The sequence below is a fragment of the Streptomyces sp. NPDC028722 genome (assembly GCF_040637655.1).
GTDB lineage: Bacteria > Actinomycetota > Actinomycetes > Streptomycetales > Streptomycetaceae > Streptomyces.
In genome coordinates, this window is record NZ_JBEZWU010000005.1 from 126739 (window position 1) to 145448 (window position 18710).

At 73.5% G+C, this 18710-nt stretch carries 18 protein-coding genes; 4 read left to right on the plus strand and 14 right to left on the minus strand.

What is annotated here, in order from left to right:
* Positions 1-203: 203 nt before the first annotated feature.
* Positions 204-620 (plus strand): ATP-binding protein, encoded by a 417-nt coding sequence (locus tag AB0F03_RS10250; protein ID WP_361988490.1) that lies wholly within the window; start codon positions 204-206, stop codon positions 618-620.
* Between the two features lie 99 nt (positions 621-719).
* Here the strand turns inward: AB0F03_RS10250 and AB0F03_RS10255 are convergent, their stop codons facing one another.
* Together AB0F03_RS10255 and fdxA are read right to left on the minus strand one after the other, a co-directional pair.
* Positions 720-1817, minus strand: a complete 1098-nt coding sequence (locus tag AB0F03_RS10255; RefSeq protein WP_361988492.1) for a bifunctional succinyldiaminopimelate transaminase/glutamate-prephenate aminotransferase — start codon at positions 1815-1817, stop codon at positions 720-722.
* A 130-nt stretch (positions 1818-1947) separates the two neighbouring features.
* Positions 1948-2268, minus strand: coding sequence for a ferredoxin (gene fdxA / locus AB0F03_RS10260; RefSeq protein ID WP_121787075.1), 321 nt, complete (start codon positions 2266-2268; stop codon positions 1948-1950).
* Positions 2269-2408: 140 nt separating this feature from the next.
* Here fdxA and AB0F03_RS10265 point away from each other — a divergent pair, with 140 nt between their 5' ends.
* Both AB0F03_RS10265 and AB0F03_RS10270 read left to right on the plus strand, forming a co-directional pair.
* Complete coding sequence (locus tag AB0F03_RS10265; protein ID WP_361988495.1) at positions 2409-3578, plus strand: GNAT family N-acetyltransferase; 1170 nt, start codon at positions 2409-2411, stop codon at positions 3576-3578.
* 54 nt (positions 3579-3632) lie between these two features.
* Entirely contained in the window at positions 3633-4499 is an 867-nt protein-coding gene (locus tag AB0F03_RS10270) for a transglutaminase-like domain-containing protein (protein WP_361988498.1), read from the plus strand.
* A gap of 35 nt (positions 4500-4534) precedes the next feature.
* On the opposite strand, the gene AB0F03_RS10275 is transcribed toward AB0F03_RS10270, so the two are convergent.
* The 8 genes from AB0F03_RS10275 to AB0F03_RS10310 form a co-directional block, all read right to left on the minus strand.
* Positions 4535-5149: a response regulator transcription factor gene (locus tag AB0F03_RS10275; protein ID WP_361988501.1), complete on the minus strand. Its 615-nt coding sequence runs from the start codon at positions 5147-5149 to the stop codon at positions 4535-4537.
* A complete protein-coding gene (locus AB0F03_RS10280) occupies positions 5146-6330 on the minus strand; it encodes a histidine kinase (protein ID WP_361989112.1) in 1185 nt (394 codons plus the stop codon). The genes AB0F03_RS10275 and AB0F03_RS10280 overlap by 4 nt, the downstream gene beginning before the upstream one ends.
* Before the next feature lie 5 nt (positions 6331-6335).
* Complete coding sequence (locus AB0F03_RS10285) at positions 6336-7076, minus strand: ABC transporter permease (RefSeq protein WP_361988504.1); 741 nt, start codon at positions 7074-7076, stop codon at positions 6336-6338.
* Positions 7073-8002: an ABC transporter ATP-binding protein gene (locus AB0F03_RS10290; RefSeq protein ID WP_361988507.1), complete on the minus strand. Its 930-nt coding sequence runs from the start codon at positions 8000-8002 to the stop codon at positions 7073-7075. Before AB0F03_RS10290 ends, AB0F03_RS10285 begins: the two co-directional genes overlap by 4 nt.
* A 135-nt stretch (positions 8003-8137) precedes the next feature.
* A complete protein-coding gene (locus AB0F03_RS10295) occupies positions 8138-10633 on the minus strand; it encodes a hypothetical protein (protein ID WP_361988510.1) in 2496 nt (831 codons plus the stop codon).
* 198 nt (positions 10634-10831) lie between these two features.
* On the minus strand, positions 10832-11248 hold the full coding sequence (locus AB0F03_RS10300) for a DUF6113 family protein (protein ID WP_361988513.1): 417 nt from the start codon (positions 11246-11248) through the stop codon (positions 10832-10834).
* Entirely contained in the window at positions 11245-12099 is an 855-nt protein-coding gene (gene mshB, locus AB0F03_RS10305) for an N-acetyl-1-D-myo-inositol-2-amino-2-deoxy-alpha-D-glucopyranoside deacetylase (protein WP_361988516.1), read from the minus strand. The genes AB0F03_RS10300 and mshB overlap by 4 nt, the downstream gene beginning before the upstream one ends.
* A 46-nt stretch (positions 12100-12145) precedes the next feature.
* A complete protein-coding gene (locus AB0F03_RS10310; protein WP_361447744.1) occupies positions 12146-12340 on the minus strand; it encodes a hypothetical protein in 195 nt (64 codons plus the stop codon).
* A gap of 166 nt (positions 12341-12506) precedes the next feature.
* Here AB0F03_RS10310 and AB0F03_RS10315 point away from each other — a divergent pair, with 166 nt between their 5' ends.
* Positions 12507-14639: a prolyl oligopeptidase family serine peptidase gene (locus tag AB0F03_RS10315; protein ID WP_361988519.1), complete on the plus strand. Its 2133-nt coding sequence runs from the start codon at positions 12507-12509 to the stop codon at positions 14637-14639.
* A 110-nt stretch (positions 14640-14749) separates the two neighbouring features.
* On the opposite strand, the gene AB0F03_RS10320 is transcribed toward AB0F03_RS10315, so the two are convergent.
* The 4 genes from AB0F03_RS10320 to AB0F03_RS10335 are packed head-to-tail and all read right to left on the minus strand — an operon-like array spanning position 14750 to position 18709.
* Entirely contained in the window at positions 14750-15826 is a 1077-nt protein-coding gene (locus AB0F03_RS10320; RefSeq protein WP_361988522.1) for a dipeptide ABC transporter ATP-binding protein, read from the minus strand.
* Positions 15819-16793, minus strand: a complete 975-nt coding sequence (locus tag AB0F03_RS10325; protein ID WP_361988524.1) for an ABC transporter ATP-binding protein — start codon at positions 16791-16793, stop codon at positions 15819-15821. Before AB0F03_RS10325 ends, AB0F03_RS10320 begins: the two co-directional genes overlap by 8 nt.
* Before the next feature lie 7 nt (positions 16794-16800).
* Positions 16801-17790: an ABC transporter permease gene (locus AB0F03_RS10330; protein WP_361988527.1), complete on the minus strand. Its 990-nt coding sequence runs from the start codon at positions 17788-17790 to the stop codon at positions 16801-16803.
* Complete coding sequence (locus AB0F03_RS10335; protein ID WP_361988530.1) at positions 17783-18709, minus strand: ABC transporter permease; 927 nt, start codon at positions 18707-18709, stop codon at positions 17783-17785. The genes AB0F03_RS10330 and AB0F03_RS10335 overlap by 8 nt, the downstream gene beginning before the upstream one ends.
* Position 18710: the final 1 nt, after the last annotated feature.

Below are 18710 nucleotides of genomic sequence, written 5' to 3' on the forward strand. Positions count from 1 at the left end.
GGACGCAAGGGGCGGAAGCTTTCTGCGGACCACACGGACCATGCTGTTTGCCCGTTTTTATCCACACCTGATAATGCGATGCGTTATCCATTCTTTACCTGGGCCGTCCGCAACCTTCGCGGCCCTCGAGCGGTAGTCACGGCGTACGGGCCCGGACACCTCCGTCCCGGACACACCGTTTTCCTCCCGTCGAATGGAGCATCATGTCCCTCCCTCTGACCCGCCGGATCGCCCGTGTCGCGCTGCTCGTCGCAGCGGGGGCGGCTGCCGGGGTCGGTGCGGCCGGCTCCGCCGGTGCGGCCACGGACCTGCCGGCCACCCCGAACCTGGGCGGCCTGACCGCCCTGGACGGGGCGCACGTCGGCAAGACCGTCGACGGTGCCGCGCAGGGCACCACCTCACTCGCGGGCGGGGCCGGCGGCGCGGGCGGTGTCCTCGGGGACGCCGCGGCCGGCGCGACGAAGGGCGGGCTGCCGGCGGGCTCGCTCACCATGGGCGGGCTGCCGGCCGGGTCCCTCGCCAAGGGCGGCCTGCCGACCAAGGGCCTGCCGACGTCGTCCCTGCCGACCTCGTCCCTGCCGACGTCGTCCCTGCCGGCCAAGGGCCTGCCGCTCGGCTGAGCGTCCGCCTCGGCGCCGAAGGGGTCCAGGGTCCCTCCTGGGCCCCTTCGGCCTGTGCGGCGGCTGTGGCGGCTGTGGCGGCTGTGGCGGCTGTGGCGGCTACGCGGTGAGGCGGGCCGCCGCCGTCTGGACGCGTTCGTCCGTCGCCGTCAGGGCCACGCGGACGAAGTTCCCGCCCGCCGGGCCGTAGAAGTCACCCGGGGCCACCAGGATGCCGAGGTCGGCCAGACGGGACACGGTGGCCCAGCAGGACTCGTCCCGGGTGGCCCAGAGGTAGAGGCTCGCCTCGCTGTGTTCGATGCGGAAGCCGTGGGACAGCAGGGCCGCCCGGAGGACCTCGCGGCGGGCCGCGTAGCGGGCGCGCTGCTCCTGGACGTGGGCGTCGTCCCCGAGGGCGGCCACGACCGCCGCCTGCGTCGGTGCGGAGGTCATCATGCCGCCGTGCTTGCGGATCTCCAGCAGCGGGCCGAGCACGGCCGGGTCGCCGGCGACGAACGCCGCGCGGTAGCCCGCCAGGTTGGAGCGCTTGGACAGGGAGTGGACGGCGAGGATGCCGTCGTAGGAGCCGCCGTTGACGTCGGGGTGCAGCACCGAGACCGGGTCGGCCTCCCAGCCCAGCTCCAGGTAGCACTCGTCCGCGACCAGCAGGACCCCGTGCTCGCGGGCCCAGGCGACGATCCGGGCCAGCTCCTGCCGGGGGATGACCTTGCCGGTCGGGTTGGACGGGGAGTTGAGCCACAGCAGCCGCAGCCGCGACGGGTCCAGCTCGGTCGGGTCGTCGTAGACCTCGTGGTCCGCGCGGGCCAGGCGGGCGCCGACCTCGTAGGTCGGGTAGGCCAGGCGGGGGTGACCGACCGTGTCGCCGGGGCCCAGACCGAGCTGGGTGGGCAGCCAGGCGACCAGTTCCTTGGAGCCGACGACCGGCAGCACATGGCGGTGGGTGAGGTCGCGGGCGCCCAGGCGGCGCTCCAGCCAGCCGGTGATCGCGTCGCGCAGCGCGGGGGTGCCCCAGACCGTCGGATAACCCGGGGAGTCGGCCGCGTCGACGAGGGCCTTCTGGATCAGCTCGGGGACCGGGTCGACGGGGGTGCCGACGGAGAGGTCGACGATGCCGTCCGGGTGGGCCGCGGCCTTCTGCTTGTACGGGGCCAGCCGGTCCCACGGGAAGTCGGGAAGGCGGTCGGTGACTGCGGACACGATGGGTGGCTCACTTTCGTCGGGGCGGCCGAACGCCTCGGTCCCGTACGGCGGTGATCGGGACGATCGGGCCGTACGGGACCGGGGCGGCGCCGGGGGTCACCCCGAGGGCCGCCAGGCGCTCAGACGGTCACTCGCCCTGCGGCGGCAGCGCGGCGACGAAGGGGTGGTCGCGCTCGATCAGCCCCAGCTTGCTGGCACCGCCGGGCGAGCCCAGGTCGTCGAAGAACTCGACGTTCGCCTTGTAGTAGTCCTTCCACTCCTCCGGAGTGTCGTCCTCGTAGAAGATCGCCTCGACCGGGCAGACCGGCTCACAGGCACCACAGTCGACGCATTCGTCCGGGTGGATGTACAAGGACCGTTGGCCCTCGTAGATGCAGTCGACCGGGCACTCCTCGATGCACGCCTTGTCCTTGACGTCGACACAAGGCTGCGCGATGACGTAGGTCACGCTGTCGTTCCTCCTCGATAGGGCGCCGGCGGGCCTCCTCAGGCTCCGCCGCCTGGCGCGCGGGAGCGCGGCGTCGTCGATGCCCGCCCCTAGTATCTCCGTTCCGGAGCATGATCCGAACAGGAGGGGTGAACTGACCAGTGGAAATCTCGGCGAGTGGACGCCTCGAAGTCCGTATCACCCCAGCTGACGTGGGAAAACGAGTCTCCGTCAGGCGCCTGGGCGACCCCGGTGCGGCGCCCGAGAAGTTCACCGACACGATCGGTGTTCTCACATCATGGGACGATGGCGTGCTCATGATCACACGTCGGGACGGGGAACGGGTCAGAATCCCGCAATCCGCGCTGGTGGCGGGGAAGGTGGTCCCGGCCGCGCCGGCGCGCCGCCGGGGGCCCGCCGCCTCCTATCCGGAGCTGGCGCACGTCGCCGCGCGCGCGTGGCGGCCGGTGGAGAGCGAGCGGCTGGGCGAGTGGGAGCTGCGGGCGGCGGCGGACGACGCGCCGGGCGGCCCGGCGTCCGGGCCGCGGACGGGCTTCACCCGGCGGGCCAACAGCGTGCTGCCGCTCGGTGATCCCGGTCTCCCGCTCGACGCCGCTCTGGACGCCGTACGACGCTGGTACGGCGAGCGCGGCCTGCCCGCCTACGTGCAGACCGCGACCGGCGCCGAGGGCACGCAGGAGCTGCTGAGCGCCGAGCTGGAGCGGCGCGGCTGGACCCGGGAGGTGACCGCCGAGCTGTGGACCGCCGCCCTGGCTCCGGTCGCGGACCGGGCCGAGGGGGCGGGTGTGGCGCTGTCCCGGACGGTGGACGAGGCGTGGCTCGCGCGGTACGGGCGCGCGGGAGCGGGCGAGGCGGCCCTGCGGGTGCTGGGCTCGGGGTCCTCCCGCGCGAGCGAGGCCGAGGGGGGTGGAGGGCCGTCGGTGTGGTTCGCGTCCGTCCCCGGTACGGCGGCCGGTGAGCCCCCGGCGGCGATCGGGCGGTGTGTCGTGGACGGGCGGTGGGCCGGGTTCGCCGCGGTCGAGGTGGCCCCCGGCCGGCGGCGGCAGGGGCTGGCCACCGAGGTGATGGCCGCGCTGGCCCGGCGCGCGCTGGACGAGGGCGCGTCGGCGGCCTGGCTCCAGGTCGAGACGGACAACGAGGCCGCGCGGGCGCTGTACGCCGCGCTCGGCTTCACCCCGCACCACGCGTACCACCACTACCGGGCGCCGTCGGGGCCCCGGCCGCCCTCCGGTCCCGGACGGCCTCAGGGCCTGTCGTCCGGATCGGACCCGGATCAGGGAGCGGGGTCCGATCCGAACGGAAGATCCTAGAACTGCCGTGGTGAGACGCTCGTAGAACCTCCATGGGAAGGGCATGAGCCTGCCATGCATCACCCGTATCTGCCGCCCCCGTACCCACCGCCGCCGGAGCGCTCCGCCGAACTGCGGCAGCGGTTCACCGAGGAGGCCCGGTCCGAGCGGCCGGACCTGTCCGCCCTGTGCCTGCTGATCGGCGCGGAGGCGGACGGCTCGCTGGACGAGACCGGCATCGACGCCGCGCAGGCGGAGCTGGACCGGCTGGCGGGCGAGCTGCCGTACCGGCCGGGCGGCCCGCGCGCCTGGGCGGAGGCCGTTCAACGGCTGCTCGGCGCCCGCCACGGGTTCCACGGGACGCCCGGCGACTACCAGCGGCTGGAGTCCTCGCTGCTGCACGAGGTGCTGCGGCGGCGGCGCGGGCTGCCGATCCTGCTGTCGGTGGTGTGGCTGGAGGTCGCGCGCCGGGCCGGGGCCCCGGTGTACGGCGTCGCGCTGCCGGGGCACTTCGTGGTCGGGTTCGGGGCGGCGGGGGAACAGGTGCTGGCCGATCCGTTCGACGAGGGCCGGATGCTGACCGGGGAGGACGCGGAGCTGCTGGTGGCGGGCGCCACGGGGGCGTCGCTGCAACCGTCCGCACTGGAACCGGCGGCGCCCCTGGAGGTCGTGCAGCGCGTCCTGAACAACATCCGGTCGTGGGCCGCGGCCCGGCCGGAACGCTCGGACGTCGCCCTGCGGGCCGTGGAACTGGGGCTGCTCATCCCCGCGCATCCGGCGCGGCTGCGCTACGAACGCGGACAGCTGCTGGTGCAGCGCGGCCAGTTCACCGCGGGCGCCGACGAACTGGACACCTACGCCGATCTGATCGAGGTGGTCGACGAGCCGGCCGCCGAGAAGGTACGGCAGGAGGCGCGCATCGCGCGGTCCAAGCTCAACTGAGGCCGCCCCCTACCGCCGTCACCCGGCGGGGGTCCTCACAGCCAGCCCTTCTCCCGGGCGATCCGCACGGCCTCCGCGCGGTTGCGCACCGCCAGCTTCTGTATGGCGGTGGAGAGGTAGTTGCGGACCGTGCCCTGGGACAGGTGCAGGGCGCGCGCCAGTTCGGCGTTGGTGGAGCCGTCGGCCGCCGCGCGGAGCACCTCGCGTTCCCGCTCCGTGAGCGGGTTGGCGCCGTCGGCCAGCGCGGCGGCGGCCAGGGTCGGGTCGATCACCCGTTCCCCGGCCAGCACCCGGCGGACCGCGTCGGCGAGCTGGGCGGCCGGGGCGTCCTTGACGAGGAAGGCGTCCGCGCCCGCCTCCATGGCGCTGCGCAGATAGCCGGGCCGGCCGAAGGTGGTGAGGACGACCAGTTTGACCCGCGGATGTGCGCGGCGGACCTGGGCGGCGGCCTCGATGCCGGTGCAGCCGGGCATCTCGATGTCGAGCAGGGCGACGTCCACGCCGTGCGCGCCGACGGCCGCGAGCACCTCGTCGCCGCGCGCGGCCTGGGCGACGACCTCGATGTCGTCCTCCAGACCGAGCAGTGCCGCCAGCGCCTCGCGGACCATCGACTGGTCCTCGGCCAGCAGGACTCTGATCTTGCTCGTCATGCCCCGGATCCTACGTCCGCCGCGGCGCCCGTGGGCACGCGGGCGACGAGCCGGAACCCGTGCCTGACCCGGCCCGCCTCCAGGCTGCCGCCGGCCTTCTCCAGACGCTCGGTCAGTCCGGCCAGGCCGTTGCCGGGGCCGCCGCCGGAACCGCCCGTTCCGTTGTCCTCGACGGAGAGTTCGAGCACCGGCCCGTCCAGGGTCTCGCGGCGCAGCAGCCGGACGGCGCAGCGGTCGGCGCCGCTGTGCCGGACCACGTTGGTGACCGCCTCGCGCAGCGCCCAGGCCAGCGCGGACTCGGCCTCCTCGGGGACTGCGGTCAGGTCCGGTTCGGCGGGCAGGTCGGCGGTGACGCCGGCGGCGGTCAGGGCGACCTGGACACCGGCGAGTTCGGCGGCGAGCCGGGGCCGCCGGTAGCCGGTGACGGCCTCCCGGACGTCGACCAGGGCCTGCCTGCTGACCCGTTCGATGTCGGCTACCTGCTGGGCGGCCTGGTCCGGCCGGGCGGGCAGCATGCGGCCGGCCAGCTCGCTCTTCAGCGTGATCAGCGACAGCGAGTGGCCGAGCAGGTCGTGCAGGTCGCGGGCGAGGCGCAGGCGCTCCTCGTTGGCGGCGAGCTGGGCGACGGTCGCCCGGGCCTTGCGCAACTCGATCGTGGTGCGCACCAGCTGGCCGACGCCGGTCATCGCGAACCCGATGAGCAGCACCAGCAGGAGCAGCCCCCGCGCCTCGTTCTCGTCGGTGCGCAGGCCGATCAGGTACATCACCAGCGCGGAGGCCGGGATGGCCCAGTAGGCCGCCCGCAGCGGGAGGGTGGCCCCCCAGGCGACCGACAGGTAGACGAACAGACCCAGCCAGGCGCTGCCGAGGGTGAGGGCCAGCACGGGGGCGAGGACACCGAGGATCCCGCCCAGCGTGAGCACGACGCGCGGGGCGAACGGGCGGCCGATGTTGCGGAAGACCAGCGCCAGGTAGACCCCCACGAACGCGGTGAGGCCCAGGGAGCCGGCCACCCTGGCGGCGGTGGTGTGGTCGCCGTGCACCAGGTCGCCGACCGGGGAACTGAGGAAGACCAGCCAGACCCCGATCCAGAGCGTCTTGACCAGCAGTTCGCGCCGGTTGCGGGGCGGCCGGCCCACGGGGGCGGGCCGCGCGGTTCCTGCCTGCCGGTCTTCCGTCATGGCGCTCACGCCTTCAGCGTGTCCTTCCGGTACAGCCAGGCCGCACCGCCCGCGAAGACCGCGAAGGAGACGGCGAGGACGGCGATGTCGCGGGCGTGCGGGGTCTGGCTCTGTTCGATCGCCCGCCCGAGGGAAGCGTACGCGTGCGTGGGCAGCCACTCGGCGATGTCCTGGAGCCACTGCGGGAAGGTGGTCGTCGGCATCCAGAGGCCGCCCAGCATGGACAGCCCGAAGTAGGTGATCATGGTGATCGGACGGACCGCGTCCCCGCTGGCGAGGTAGCCGATGGCGACGCCGAGCGCGGCGAAGACCAGGCTGCCGGCCCAGATGGCGCCGCTCAGCGCCAGCCACTGCCAGGCCTCCAGACGTACGTCCTTCACCGCCGCGGCGACCACGAACACGATCACGATGGACGGCAGGCTGACCACGGCCGCGCCGGCGGTCTTGGCGAGGACGTACCCACGCCCGGGCAGGGTGGTCAGGCGCAGCTGCCGTACCCACCCGTTCTCGCGTTCCTTGGCGATGCGCTCGCTGTTGCCCATCAGGACGGCCGTCAGCGCGCCGAAGGACGCCATGGAGACCATCATGTACGTCGGCAGGGTCAGGCCCGTGCCGTCGATCTTGGTGTGGCTGTCGGCGTTGCCCGCGATCAGCAGGAACAGGCCCGAGGGGTAGATCACGGAGAAGAACAGGAACTTGCGGTTGCGCAGGGCGCGGGTGAGTTCCAGTCTGATCAGGCTGTTCACGACTGCTTCGCCTCCTCGGCGGCGGTGATGGCGACGAAGGCCTGCTCCAGGCCGAGGCCGGCGACTTCGAGGTTGCGGGGGTAGACGCCGAGGCCGTACAGGGCGTGGACGGTGGCGTCGGCGTCGGCGGACTGGATGCGGATGGTCTGCCCCGACACGTCCAGGGACGTGAGGTGCGGCAGGGTGCGCAGGGCGCTCTCGTCGATCTCGCCCGCCAGGTCGAAGGAGACCCGGCGGGCACCGGCCCGGGCCTTGATCTCGGCGGCGGTGCCGTCGGCGAGGAGCCGGCCCCGGTGCAGCACCAGCACCCGGTCGGCGATGGCGTCGGCCTCTTCGAGGTAGTGGGTGGCGAAGAGGACCGTACGGCCCCGGTCGGCCTGCTCGCGCATGGTGGCCCAGAACGCCTGCCGGGCGGAGACGTCCATGCCGGTGGTCGGCTCGTCCAGCACGATCAGGTCGCTGTCACCGGCGGTGGCGAGGGCGAACCGGACGCGCTGGGCCTGGCCGCCGGAGAGCTTGTCGACCTTGCGGCCGGCGATCTGCGTGACGCCCGCCCGGGCGAGCACGTCGGCCACGGGGTACGGCCTCGGGTGCAGCGAGCAGGCCAGCTTCACCAGTTCGGCGACGGTGACCTCGTCCATCAGCCCGCCGCTCTGGAGCATGGCCCCGACCCGTCCCGCGACGATCGCCTCGCGCGGGCTGGTGCCGAACAGGCGCACCGCGCCGGTGTCGGCCTGCTTGAGGCCCAGGAGGAGGTCCAGGGTGGTGGACTTGCCGGCTCCGTTCGGGCCGAGGAGGGCGACGGTCTCGCCCGGGTACAGCCGCAGCGAGAGGCCGTCGACGGCCCGCACGCTCCCGTATGTCTTGGTCACCTGGTCGAACCCGACCACCGGGGTGGTGGTGGCCGGTGCCGCTGTCGTCGTCATGCCGTCCATGCTGGCGGAGAGGGCACCGGGCCCGGCAGTGCCGCGGGTCCTGTGTGCCGGATGACAGATGTCATGCGGCCCGGACGACACGGCCCGCGGGGCGCCCCGGCAGGGGGCGCCCCGGGGTGAGGGCGGCTAGCTGGGGTTGGTGTCGATCACCGCGACCCGGTTGGTCCTGCTGATGAGGGCCTGGCGCAGGGCGGCGTAGACGTCCTCGGGGGTGACGGGTGTCTTCTTGCCGTTGCCGCGGGTGATGAGGACCCCGTCGAAGGCCTGCCCGTACAGCTGCCTGAGCGCGGCCAGGTCGGGCTTGTCGACCAGCTTGCCGTCGACGGCGGTGACCCTGAGGAACTTCCACAGCGAGTTCTGCGGGCTCATGGGGACCGAGTGCGCCGCGTCCGTCTGCACGGTCACGTTCCCGGACATCGCCGGCTTCGCGAAGTCCTTCATCATCCGGTCGACCTCGGCGTTCGGGACCGTCGGCTCCTTGGTGGTCGTCGGCACCGCGACCGACGACGCGGTGCCCGTCTCCACCAGGGTGCGGTACGCCTGTTCGACCGCCTGGGTCGACCGGGCGGCGTCGATGGCCTTGCCCGGCTTGCCGTAGACGGCGACCGCCCGGCCGTGGTCGAACCTGACGGTGCCGTCGGTGACCGAGCCGGAGCCGCCGCCGGCCTGCTGGAGGGCGGCCTGGAGCTTCTCCTCGTCCACCGGCATGGCCGGCTGGACCACACGCTTCTGCCCGAACAGGGAACCGACCACGTGGACCGGGTTGTAGTCGCTCTTGGCGGCCTCGCTCACCGTGGCCTGGTAGTCGAACTGGAGTCCGGCGTTCTCGGGGGTGAGGGCGACGGTCCGGCCGCCCACGGCCAGCTTCAGCGGCTTGTTCACCCGGCTGCCGAAGGCGTCGTCCAGCTTCCTGACGGCCTCGTCGCGGGTGCCGCCGCCGATGTCGACACCGAGCACGGTGGTGCCCTTGGGCACGTCGGTGTGGTTCATCAGCAGTCCGGCGCCGTAGGCACCGCCCGCGACGACGATCACGCCGACCGCGAGCAGCACCAGCTTGCTGCGGCCCTTCTTCTTCGGCCTGGCCGCCGCCTTGGGAGCGGGGGCCGGCTCCGGCCGGGGCGCGGCGGGCGCCGCGGGGCCGCCGTCGCCGTGGCTGCCGAACGGGGACTTCCCGGTGCTGGGGACGACCGGGATGCCGCTGGTGACGGTGTGTCCGGAGACGTTGTCGGCGGCCGGGGAACGGTAGCCGGGCGTGCCCGGTTCCGGGGCCGGCTTCTGCGGGGTGAGGACCGCGGTGTCGTCGCTGAGCCCGCCGGGTCCGCGCCCCGCGGGACCGCCGGGGGTGGCCCGCGGACCACCGGGGCCGCCCGGGCCGGTGGGCCCGTCGAGGCCGGCGAGGGCGCTGCGGGCGGCCGGGGTGCCCTGGCCGCCCGGGGTGCCGTGACCGCCCGCGCCGGCGGGGCCGTCGAAGGGTTCGCCGGCCCGCGGGACGAGGGTGCCGTCACCGGTGGCCGGACCGCTGGTGGGGCCGGCCGGGCTCTGCGGGCCGCCGGGGCCGCCGTGTCCACCCGGACCGCTGAAGCCGCTGGGGCCGCCGGGACCACCGTGCCCGTTGGCACCGCCCGCGCCCGGGGCGCCGCCGAAGCCGTCCCGGCCGCCCGCACCCGTCGCACCGGCACCGAAGCCGTCCCGGCCGCCCGCGCCGCTCACACCCGCGGCGCCGCCGAGGCCGTCCTGACCGCCCGTGCCCGCCGTACCGGCGCCACCGTAACCGTCGCGGCCGCTCGCGCCGCCCGGGCCCGCGGCACCGCCGTAGCCGTCCTGGGTGCCGTTCTCCGCGAAGTACGGCAGGTCGTCGCGGCGGGGCTCGCCGGAGCCGGACGGGCCGGGGCGTGAGCCGCCGCTCGGCTGACCCGCGGTCAGCGCCTCGGTGACGTCGAAGGAGCCGGTGCCGCCGCCGTGGCCGGGAGCGACGGGGCCGCCCGTGGCGCCGGGCAGGCCCTTGCCGTTGGTGCCGCCGGAACGGGCGCCCGGCACGCTCATGGAGCCGACCACCCCGCCGGGACGGCCGCCGCCGGGACGTGCGCCGGTGGTACCGGCCGCGCCGGGCGCGCCCGGACCACCCGTACGGGCGCCCGGCACGCCGGGGGCCGCTGGGGCGGCGGTGGGCGCGGCGGAACCGCCCGGCGTCCCCGCACCGTTCGTGCCGCCGCCGCCCGGAGCGCCCTTGCCGGGCGCGGACTTGCGGGGCGCGAACCAGTCGCTGGCCTTCTCGTCCCCCGGGGCCGCGGGCTCGGCCGGGGCCTCGGCGGGACCAGCGGGGGTCCGCTCGGCCGCGGGAGCCGGCTCGGCGGCGGGCTGCTCCTGGCCGGCGCTCTCGCCGTCCCCGACGGGCTTGCGCATGACGACCGGCGGGATGGGCCGCGATCCGGGGATGTTGATCCGGATCCGGGTCGTCAACGTGGTCTCGGTCTTCTTCTCCTCCGGCCGCGTGCCCGAACGGCCCGCGCCCGTGGCGTCGTCGGGAGCCAAGGGGGTCCCGTACGGCGGCGTGCCGGAGGGGTATGCGGCTCCGCCGCGCCCGCTGGGCCCGGAGGACGGAGTGTCAGTTTCACGACTCAAGGCAGGTTCTCCCGGTTGGCTCCGCCGCCCGTTACGACCTCACTGCGCGGTGAGGGTCCCCCGGCACGAGCGAAGTCGAGCGCTTGGGGGAGGCTCGGCGGCGCGCACCACCATACTGGCCACTTCTGGCGCGTATCCCATGACCGCCGACTAAACCCCCACCGGACCCGCACCCGCGCCCCACGGCGAAGTGGTACGTCACTTGCCAAGTCGGGCGGAGCCGCCACCGGGTTGCCGTCCGAAGCCGACGGTGGCACAGATCACAGCGAGTGCCATGCCGCCGAGCAGGAAGAGATACGAGCCGACGCCGGCGCCGAACAGGAAGTCGCCCTCGGGGCGCGAGGTGGTGAGCAGGATGACGGCGACGATCCAGCCGGCCGCCGGCGCGACCGCTCCGCCCCGGCCGCCGGTGGCGTGCGCCCCGCCGAGGAACAGTCCGCCGGCGCCCGCGAGGGCGAGCAGCAGCCCGCCGGGGAACCAGCCGGCCTGGACCAGGGCGCCGGCGAGGCCCACGACCGCGCCGAGCAGGAAGAGGCCGGCGTGGGCGGCGGCCCGCCCGGCGGACGGCGGGCGCAGCGGCTGGGCGAGCAGGGAGCCCGGTCGGGTGTCGCTCATGCCGTCTCCTCGACGCCGGCGAACAGGTCGCTCTCGCCGCGCTGCCCGTCCCCGCGGACCAACTCGTAGTACTCGGTGGTGAACAGGGGCTGGGCGAGTGCGTTGGAGAGCGCGAAGTAGGGCTCGGCCACCTCGATCTGCGTGGCGTGGGCGCGCATCGCGGCGGCCTTGGCGGCGGCGTACGCGGTGCCGTCGACCGTGGTGGTGATCCGCTCGTCGTCCACGACGCCGGGCACGTCGTCCACGGCCGCGCCCTCGCCGAAGGGCAGTGCGGGCAGGTCGTCGTGGAGGCGGGCGAACGCGGCCTCGGCGACGGAGCGGGGGACGCGGTTCCAGTACACCTTCGCGACCCGGTGTCCTCGCTCGTCCGCCAGTTCGACGGCGCGCATGGCGACGCGGTGGGCCTGGAGGTGGTCCGGGTGGCCGTAGCCGCCGTTGTCGTCGTACGTGACGAGGACCTGCGGGCGGACCTCCAGGATCACCTCGGCGAGATGACCGGCGGCCTCGTCGACGTCGGCCTGCCAGAAACAGCCGGGGTCGTCGTTGTCGGCGATGCCCATCATCCCGGAGTCGCCGTAGCGCCCGGCGCCGCCGAGCAGCCGGGCGTCCGTGACCCCGAGCGCGCCGAGGGCGGCGGCCAGCTCGCCGCGCCGGTGCGCGCCCAGCGCGGGGCCCGTCAGCTGCCGCAGCTCCGGCGGGATGACCTCCCCGCGCTCCCCGAGGGTGCATGTGACCAGGGTCACGTGGGCACCTTCGGCGGCGTACCGGGCCATGGTCGCGCCGTTGTTGATCGACTCGTCGTCCGGGTGCGCGTGCACCAGCAGCAGACGCCGCGCTGGCAGTTCCGTCATGGGACCACCCTACGAGGCTCCGCGCCGGTGCCCGCGACAGCCGCCGTCAGAACTTGATGCTGCCGATCATGCTGGCGACGTTGGTGGTCAGCTCGCTGATCGTCGGCGCGACGGTCGAGGAGGCGAGATAGAAGCCGAGCAGGACGCAGACGACCGCGTGGCCGCCCTTCAGCCCTGACTTCTTGACCAGCAGGAAAACGATGATCGCCAGCAGCACCACCGCCGAAATCGAGAGTGCCACGGCGGCTCACCTCCAAAGATCCCAGGGACGCGGGGGGTGTAGAGCAACTCCATGCAGACGCCAGCAGGTTCATACCCACACAGCGGTAGTGATCATAACTATCCGTACTCGCGCATCGCTCGGCGCACGGCCGCACAAGGGGGCGCATGGCCAATATGGTCGGGGTATGACGACCGAGGCTGACTCCTTCCCCCGTCGGCACGCCAGGACCCAGCGGTTCACGCTCGGCGCGCCGCGTGCCTTCAGCGTGGCGCCCGACGGTTCACGTGTCGCGTTCCTGCGCTCCGGCTCCGGCACCGACCGGGCCAACTCCCTGTGGGTCCTGGATCTGCCGGGGGGCGCCGAGCGCCTCGCGGCCGATCCGCGCGCGCTCCTGCGGGGCGCTTCCGAAGAACTGTCGGCCGAGGAGCGGGCCCGCCGGGAGCGCAGCCGGGAGGGCGGCGCCGGCATCGTCGGCTATGCCACCGACGGCGCCCTGGAGTTGGCGTCTTTCGCCTTGTCAGGGCGGCTGTTCACGGCCGGGCTGCGGACCGGCGGGGCACGTGAACTGGTCGTTCCGGGACCGGTGATCGACCCCCGCCCCTCGCCCGACGGACGGCACATCGCCTACGTCGCCCGGGGGGCGCTGCGGGTGGTGGACGCAGAGGGCGACGGCGACCGGGTGCTGGCCGAGCCGGAGTCGGCGGAGGTCTCCTACGGCCTCGCGGAGTTCGTCGCGGCCGAGGAGATGACCCGCTCCCGGGGGTTCTGGTGGGCGCCGGGGTCGGACCGGCTGCTCGTGGCGCGGGTGGACGACACGCCGGTACGGCGGTGGTGGATCGCGGATCCGGCCCACCCGGAGCGCGAGCCGCTCCCTGTCAGGTACCCGGCGGCGGGTACGGCGAACGCCGACGTACGCCTGTTCGTGTACGGGCTGGACGGGGCGCGCACGGAGGTCGCCTGGGACCGGTCGCGCTACCCGTATCTGGCGCGAGTGCACTGGTCAGAGGCGGGTGCGCCGCTGTTGCTCGTCCAGGCGCGGGACCAGCGCAGCCAGCTGTTCCTGGCGGTGGACCCGGACACGGGCGCCACGCGGATGGTGCACGCCGATGAAGATCCAAGTTGGCTGGAACTTTTCGCCGGAGTGCCCTGCTGGAGCCCGTCCGGGCATCTCGTCCGGATCGCCGACGAGGGCGGCGCGCGGGTCCTGGCGGTCGGAGAACGCCCGTTGACCAGCGGTCAGTTGCACATCCGGGCGGTACTGGACGTGGGGGCGGACGACGTACTGGTTTCCGCCTCTTCCGGTCCGGAGGCCCGGTCGCCCGAGATTGGCGAAGTCCATGTGTACCGGGTGAACGAACTGGGCCTGGAACGGCTGTCCCAGGAGCCCGGCGTGCACGGGGCGGTGCGCTCCGGGGGCGTGACCGTCCTGGTGTCCGCCGCGCTGGACCGGCCGGGCACCCGGGTCCAGGTGCTGGCTGACGGAAAACCGGCGCTGACTGTCCGCTCGTACGCCGAACATCCCGGTCTGTCCCCCCGGGTGTCCCTCACCGAGGGGGGCGCACGCCGAATTCCGTGCGCCGTGCTTATGCCACGGGACTACCACGGTGACACTCCCCTGCCCGTGCTCATGGACCCCTACGGTGGCCCGCACGGCCAGCGGGTCGTCGCCGCGCACAACGCCCATCTGACCTCCCAGTGGTTCGCCGACCAGGGTTTCGCGGTGGTCGTCGCCGACGGCCGGGGCACCCCGGGCCGCTCACCGGCCTGGGAGAAGGCGGTCCGCGACGAGCTGGCGGACGTGGTGCTCCAGGACCAGGTGGACGCGCTGCACGGCCTCGCCGAGCGGTACCCGCTGGACCTGGGCCGGGTGGCGATCCGGGGCTGGTCCTTCGGCGGCTATCTGGCGGCCCTCGCGGTGCTGCGCCGCCCGGACGTGTTCCACGCGGCGGTGGTCGGCGCCCCCGTCACCGACCTGCGGTTGTACGACACCCACTACCAGGAGCGCTACCTGGGCCACCCGGACGAGCAGCCGGAGGTCTACCGCCGCAACTCGCTGATCGACGACGCGGGTCTGGTCGCCCCGGCCGAGCCGCACCGCCCGATGATGATCATCCACGGGCTGGCGGACGACAACGTGGTCGTCGCCCACTCGCTGCGCCTGTCCTCCGCCCTCCTGGCCGCGGGCCGCCCGCACGAGGTGCTCCCCCTGTCCGGCGTGACCCACATGACCCCGCAGGAGACGGTCGCGGAGAACCTGCTCCGGCTCCAGCTGGACTTCCTCCGGCGCTCCCTGCCGCAGCCGGGCCGGCCCTCGTGAACGGGGTTAACAAGCAGGCAACTTGACGGTAGCGGCACCGATATACGGACACGGGAGGCTGAACAGCGTACGGCCGTGCGGGTGCCGTAAACGGGCCGGGGTGCGCGATGTCACCCCGGCCCGTCGCCGTTCGCCCCCGGCCCCACCGGCTCCCCCGGTCCCACCCGCTCCCCCGGCACCGCCTCCGCCGCGAAATGACACGCCGAGGGGTGGGCGGCGGGACCGGAGGTGTCCCGGAAGACGGCGGGGACCGCCAGGGCCGGGACCTCCCGGGCGCAGCGGTCCCGGGCCTTCCAGCAGCGGGTGCGGAAGCGGCAGCCGGAGGGGATGTCCGTCGGCGAGGGCACGTCACCGGTGAGGATGATCCGCGTCCGGTGCGCGCGGGCCTCGGGGTCGGGCACGGGCACGGCGGACAGCAGGGCCTGGGTGTAGGGATGGGTCGGATGGCCGTAGATGTCGGTGTCCCGGCCGGTCTCCACGATCCGGCCCAGGTACATGACCGCGACCCGGTCCGAGATGTGCCGGACGACCGACAGGTCGTGCGCGATGAAGACGTAGCTGAGGTCGAACTCCGACTGGAGCCGGTCCAGGAGGTTGATCACCTGGGCCTGCACCGAGACGTCCAGCGCGGACACCGGCTCGTCGGCGACGATCACCTCGGGACGCAGCGCCAGCCCGCGCGCGATGCCGATGCGCTGGCGCTGGCCGCCGGAGAACTGGTGCGGGTAGCGGTCGGCGTAGTCCGGGTCGAGGCCGACCACGTCCAGCAGCTCCCGCACCCGGCGGCGCCGGTCACCCTTGGGGGCGACCTCCGGGTGGATGTCGTAGGGCTCCCCGATGATGTCGCCCACCGTCATCCGGGGGTTGAGGGAGGTGTACGGGTCCTGGAAGACCATCTGGATGTTGCGGCGGACCGCCTTCAGGGCCCGGCCGGACAGCCGGGTGATGTCCTCGCCCTTGAACCGGATCGAGCCGGCCGTCGGCCGTTCGAGGTTGCAGAGCAGCTTCGCCACCGTCGACTTGCCGCAGCCCGACTCCCCGACGATGCCCAGGGTCTCCCCCCTGCCGAGCGTGAAGTCGACGCCGTCGACGGCCTTCACCGCGCCGACCTGCTTCTGGAACAGGACGCCCCGCGTGAGCGGGTAGTGCTTGACGAGGCCGCCGACCTCCAGGATCGGCTCAGTCATGCAGGCACTCCCGCCAGAAGTGGCAGGCGCTGCGCCGCTCCTCGGACACCTCGTACAGCGGCGGCACCTCGGTGCGGCACACGTCCCGGGCCATCGGGCAGCGCGGATGGAAGGCGCAGCCCGGCGGGACGCGCGTCAGGTTCGGCGGGAGGCCCTTGATGGCGTACAGCTCCCCGCCCTTCTGGTCCAGGCGGGGCACGGAGTCCAGCAGGCCGCGGGTGTAGGGGTGGGCGGGGGCCTTGTAGAGGTCGCGCACGGGCGCCGACTCCACGATCCGCCCGGCGTACATCACCGCGATCCGGTCGGCGACGTCCGCGACCACGCCCAGGTCGTGGGTGATCAGGATCAGGCCCATGCGGTACTCGTGCCGCAGCTCGGCCAGCAGGTCCATGATCTGGGCCTGGACGGTGACGTCCAGGGCGGTGGTCGGCTCGTCGGCGATGACGAGCGCCGGTTCCAGCGCCAGCGCCATGGCGATCATGACGCGCTGGCGCATCCCGCCGGAGAACTGGTGGGGGTGGTCCCGGGCGCGCTGGGCGGCGGCCGGGATCCGCACCCGGTCCATCAGCCCGACCGCCCTGGCCCGGGCGTCCTTCTTCCGCATCCCGCGGTGGACGACGAACATCTCCGCCAGCTGGTCCCCCACCGTCATGACCGGGTTGAGGGCGGACAGCGCGTCCTGGAAGATCATCGCCATCGCGCTCCCCCGGACCCTGCGCCGCTCCTCCCCCTTCAGCGTCAGCAGGTCCCGGCCCTGAAAGAGGACCCGTCCGCCGGTGATCCGCCCCGGCGGCGTGTCCAGGATGCCCATCACGGCCTGCGCGGTGACGGACTTGCCCGACCCGGACTCGCCGAGCACCGCGAGCGTCTGACCGGCGTCCACGCGGTAGCCGACGCCGTTGACGGCGCGCGCGATCCCGTCCCGGGTCCGGAACTCCACGTGCAGGTCCGTTACTTCCAGCAGCACGACGGCGTCACCTCAGCTTCGGGTCGAGGGCGTCGCGGACCGCGTCGCCGAGCATGATGAAGGCCAGGACCGTGACGGCGAGGGCGCCCGAGGGCCACAGCAGGGCGTGCGGGGCGTTGCGGATGTAGGGGGACGCGGCGGAGATGTCGATGCCCCAGGAGACGCTGGGCGGTTTGAGGCCGACGCCGAGGTAGGACAGGGTCGCCTCCAGGGCGATGTAGGTGCCGAGCGCGATGGTCGCGACGACGATGACCGGGGCCACCGCGTTGGGCGCGATGTGCCGCAGCAGGATGCGCGAGTCGGAGGCGCCGAGGGCGCGGGCGGCCTGGACGTAGTCGTGGTGCCGGGCGGTGATGACCGAACCGCGTGCGATGCGGGAGATCTGCGGCCAGCCGAGCAGCACCATGAACCCGATGACCGGCCAGACCGTATTGCTGGTCACCACGGAGAGGAGGACGAGACCGCCGAGGACGACCGGGATGGCGAAGAAGACGTCGGTGATCCGGGACAGCACCGCGTCCCATCGACCGCCGAAGTAGCCCGCGAGTCCGCCGAGCACCGAGCCGAACAGGGAGACGCCGAGGGTGGCGCACACGCCGACCGTGACGGACGTACGGGCGCCGTAGACGGTGCGCGTGTAGACGTCACAGCCCTGGCCGTCGTAGCCGAAGGGATGGCCGGGCTGGGCGCCCTCCTGGGCCTTGGCGAGGTCGCACGTCAGGGGGTTGCCGGAAGTGATCGCCGAGGGCCACACGGAGATGACGACCAGGAAGACGATGACCAGGGTGGAGAGCAGGAAGACGGGGTTGCGGCGCAGGTCGCGCCAGGCGTCGGACCACAGCGAGCGCGGCCGGCCGGGCGGTCCGGTGCCGTCGGGGCCGCCCGGCCCGCCCGGGGCCCGCTCCAGCGTGACGGCCTCGCTCGCGCCCAGGTCCATCGCCCCGCCCATGCCGGTGCCGGCGATCACGCGCTCGGGCTCGTACGGCTGCTCAGGCATAGCGGATCCTCGGGTCGAGTACGGCGTAGAGCAGGTCGACGAGGAGGTTGACGACCAGGAAGACGAGGACGAGCACGGTCACGAAGCCGACGACCGTCTGGGTGTTCTGCCGCAGGATGCCCTGGTAGAGCTGGTACCCGACGCCGTGGATGTTGAAGATGCGCTCGGTGACGATCGCACCGCCCATCAGCGCGCCGATGTCGAAGCCGATGAAGGTGACCACCGGGATCAGGGAGTTGCGCAGCAGGTGCCGGGTGATGACCCGGCGCCGGGGCAGCCCCTTGGCGACGGCGGTGCGGACGTAGTCGGAGCGCTTGTTCTCGGCGATGGAGGTGCGGGTCAGCCGGGTGACGTAGGCGAGCGAGACGGAGGCGAGGACCAGGCCGGGCACGAACAGCTCGCCGAAGCCGGCGTCCGGCGGGACGGAGGGTCTGATCCAGCCCCACTTGACGCCGAGGAGCAGTTGGAGCACCAGGCCGGTGACGAAGGTGGGGACGGAGATCACCACCAGCGTCAGCAGCAGCACGCCGGTGTCGACGGGCCGGCCGCGCCGCAGGCCGCTGAGCACGCCGAGGGTGATGCCGACGACGACCTCGAGGAGGATCGCCACGACGGTGAGCCGGATGGTGACGGGGAACGCCGTGGCCATCAGCTCGGTGACCTTCTGCCCGTTGAACGCGGTACCGAAGTCGCCGGTGAAGACCCTGCCCATGTAGGCGAGGTACTGCTGCGGGAAGACCGGCTGGTCGAGGCCGAACTCCTGCTTAAGCTGGGCGGCCGTCGCCGGATCGCACTGCCGTTCGCCGCACAGGCCCGCGACGGGATCGCCCATCACGTTCACCATGAGGAAGATCAGCAGGGTGGAGCCGATGAACACCGGGATCATCTGGAGCAGTCGCCGGACGACGTAGCGTCCCATG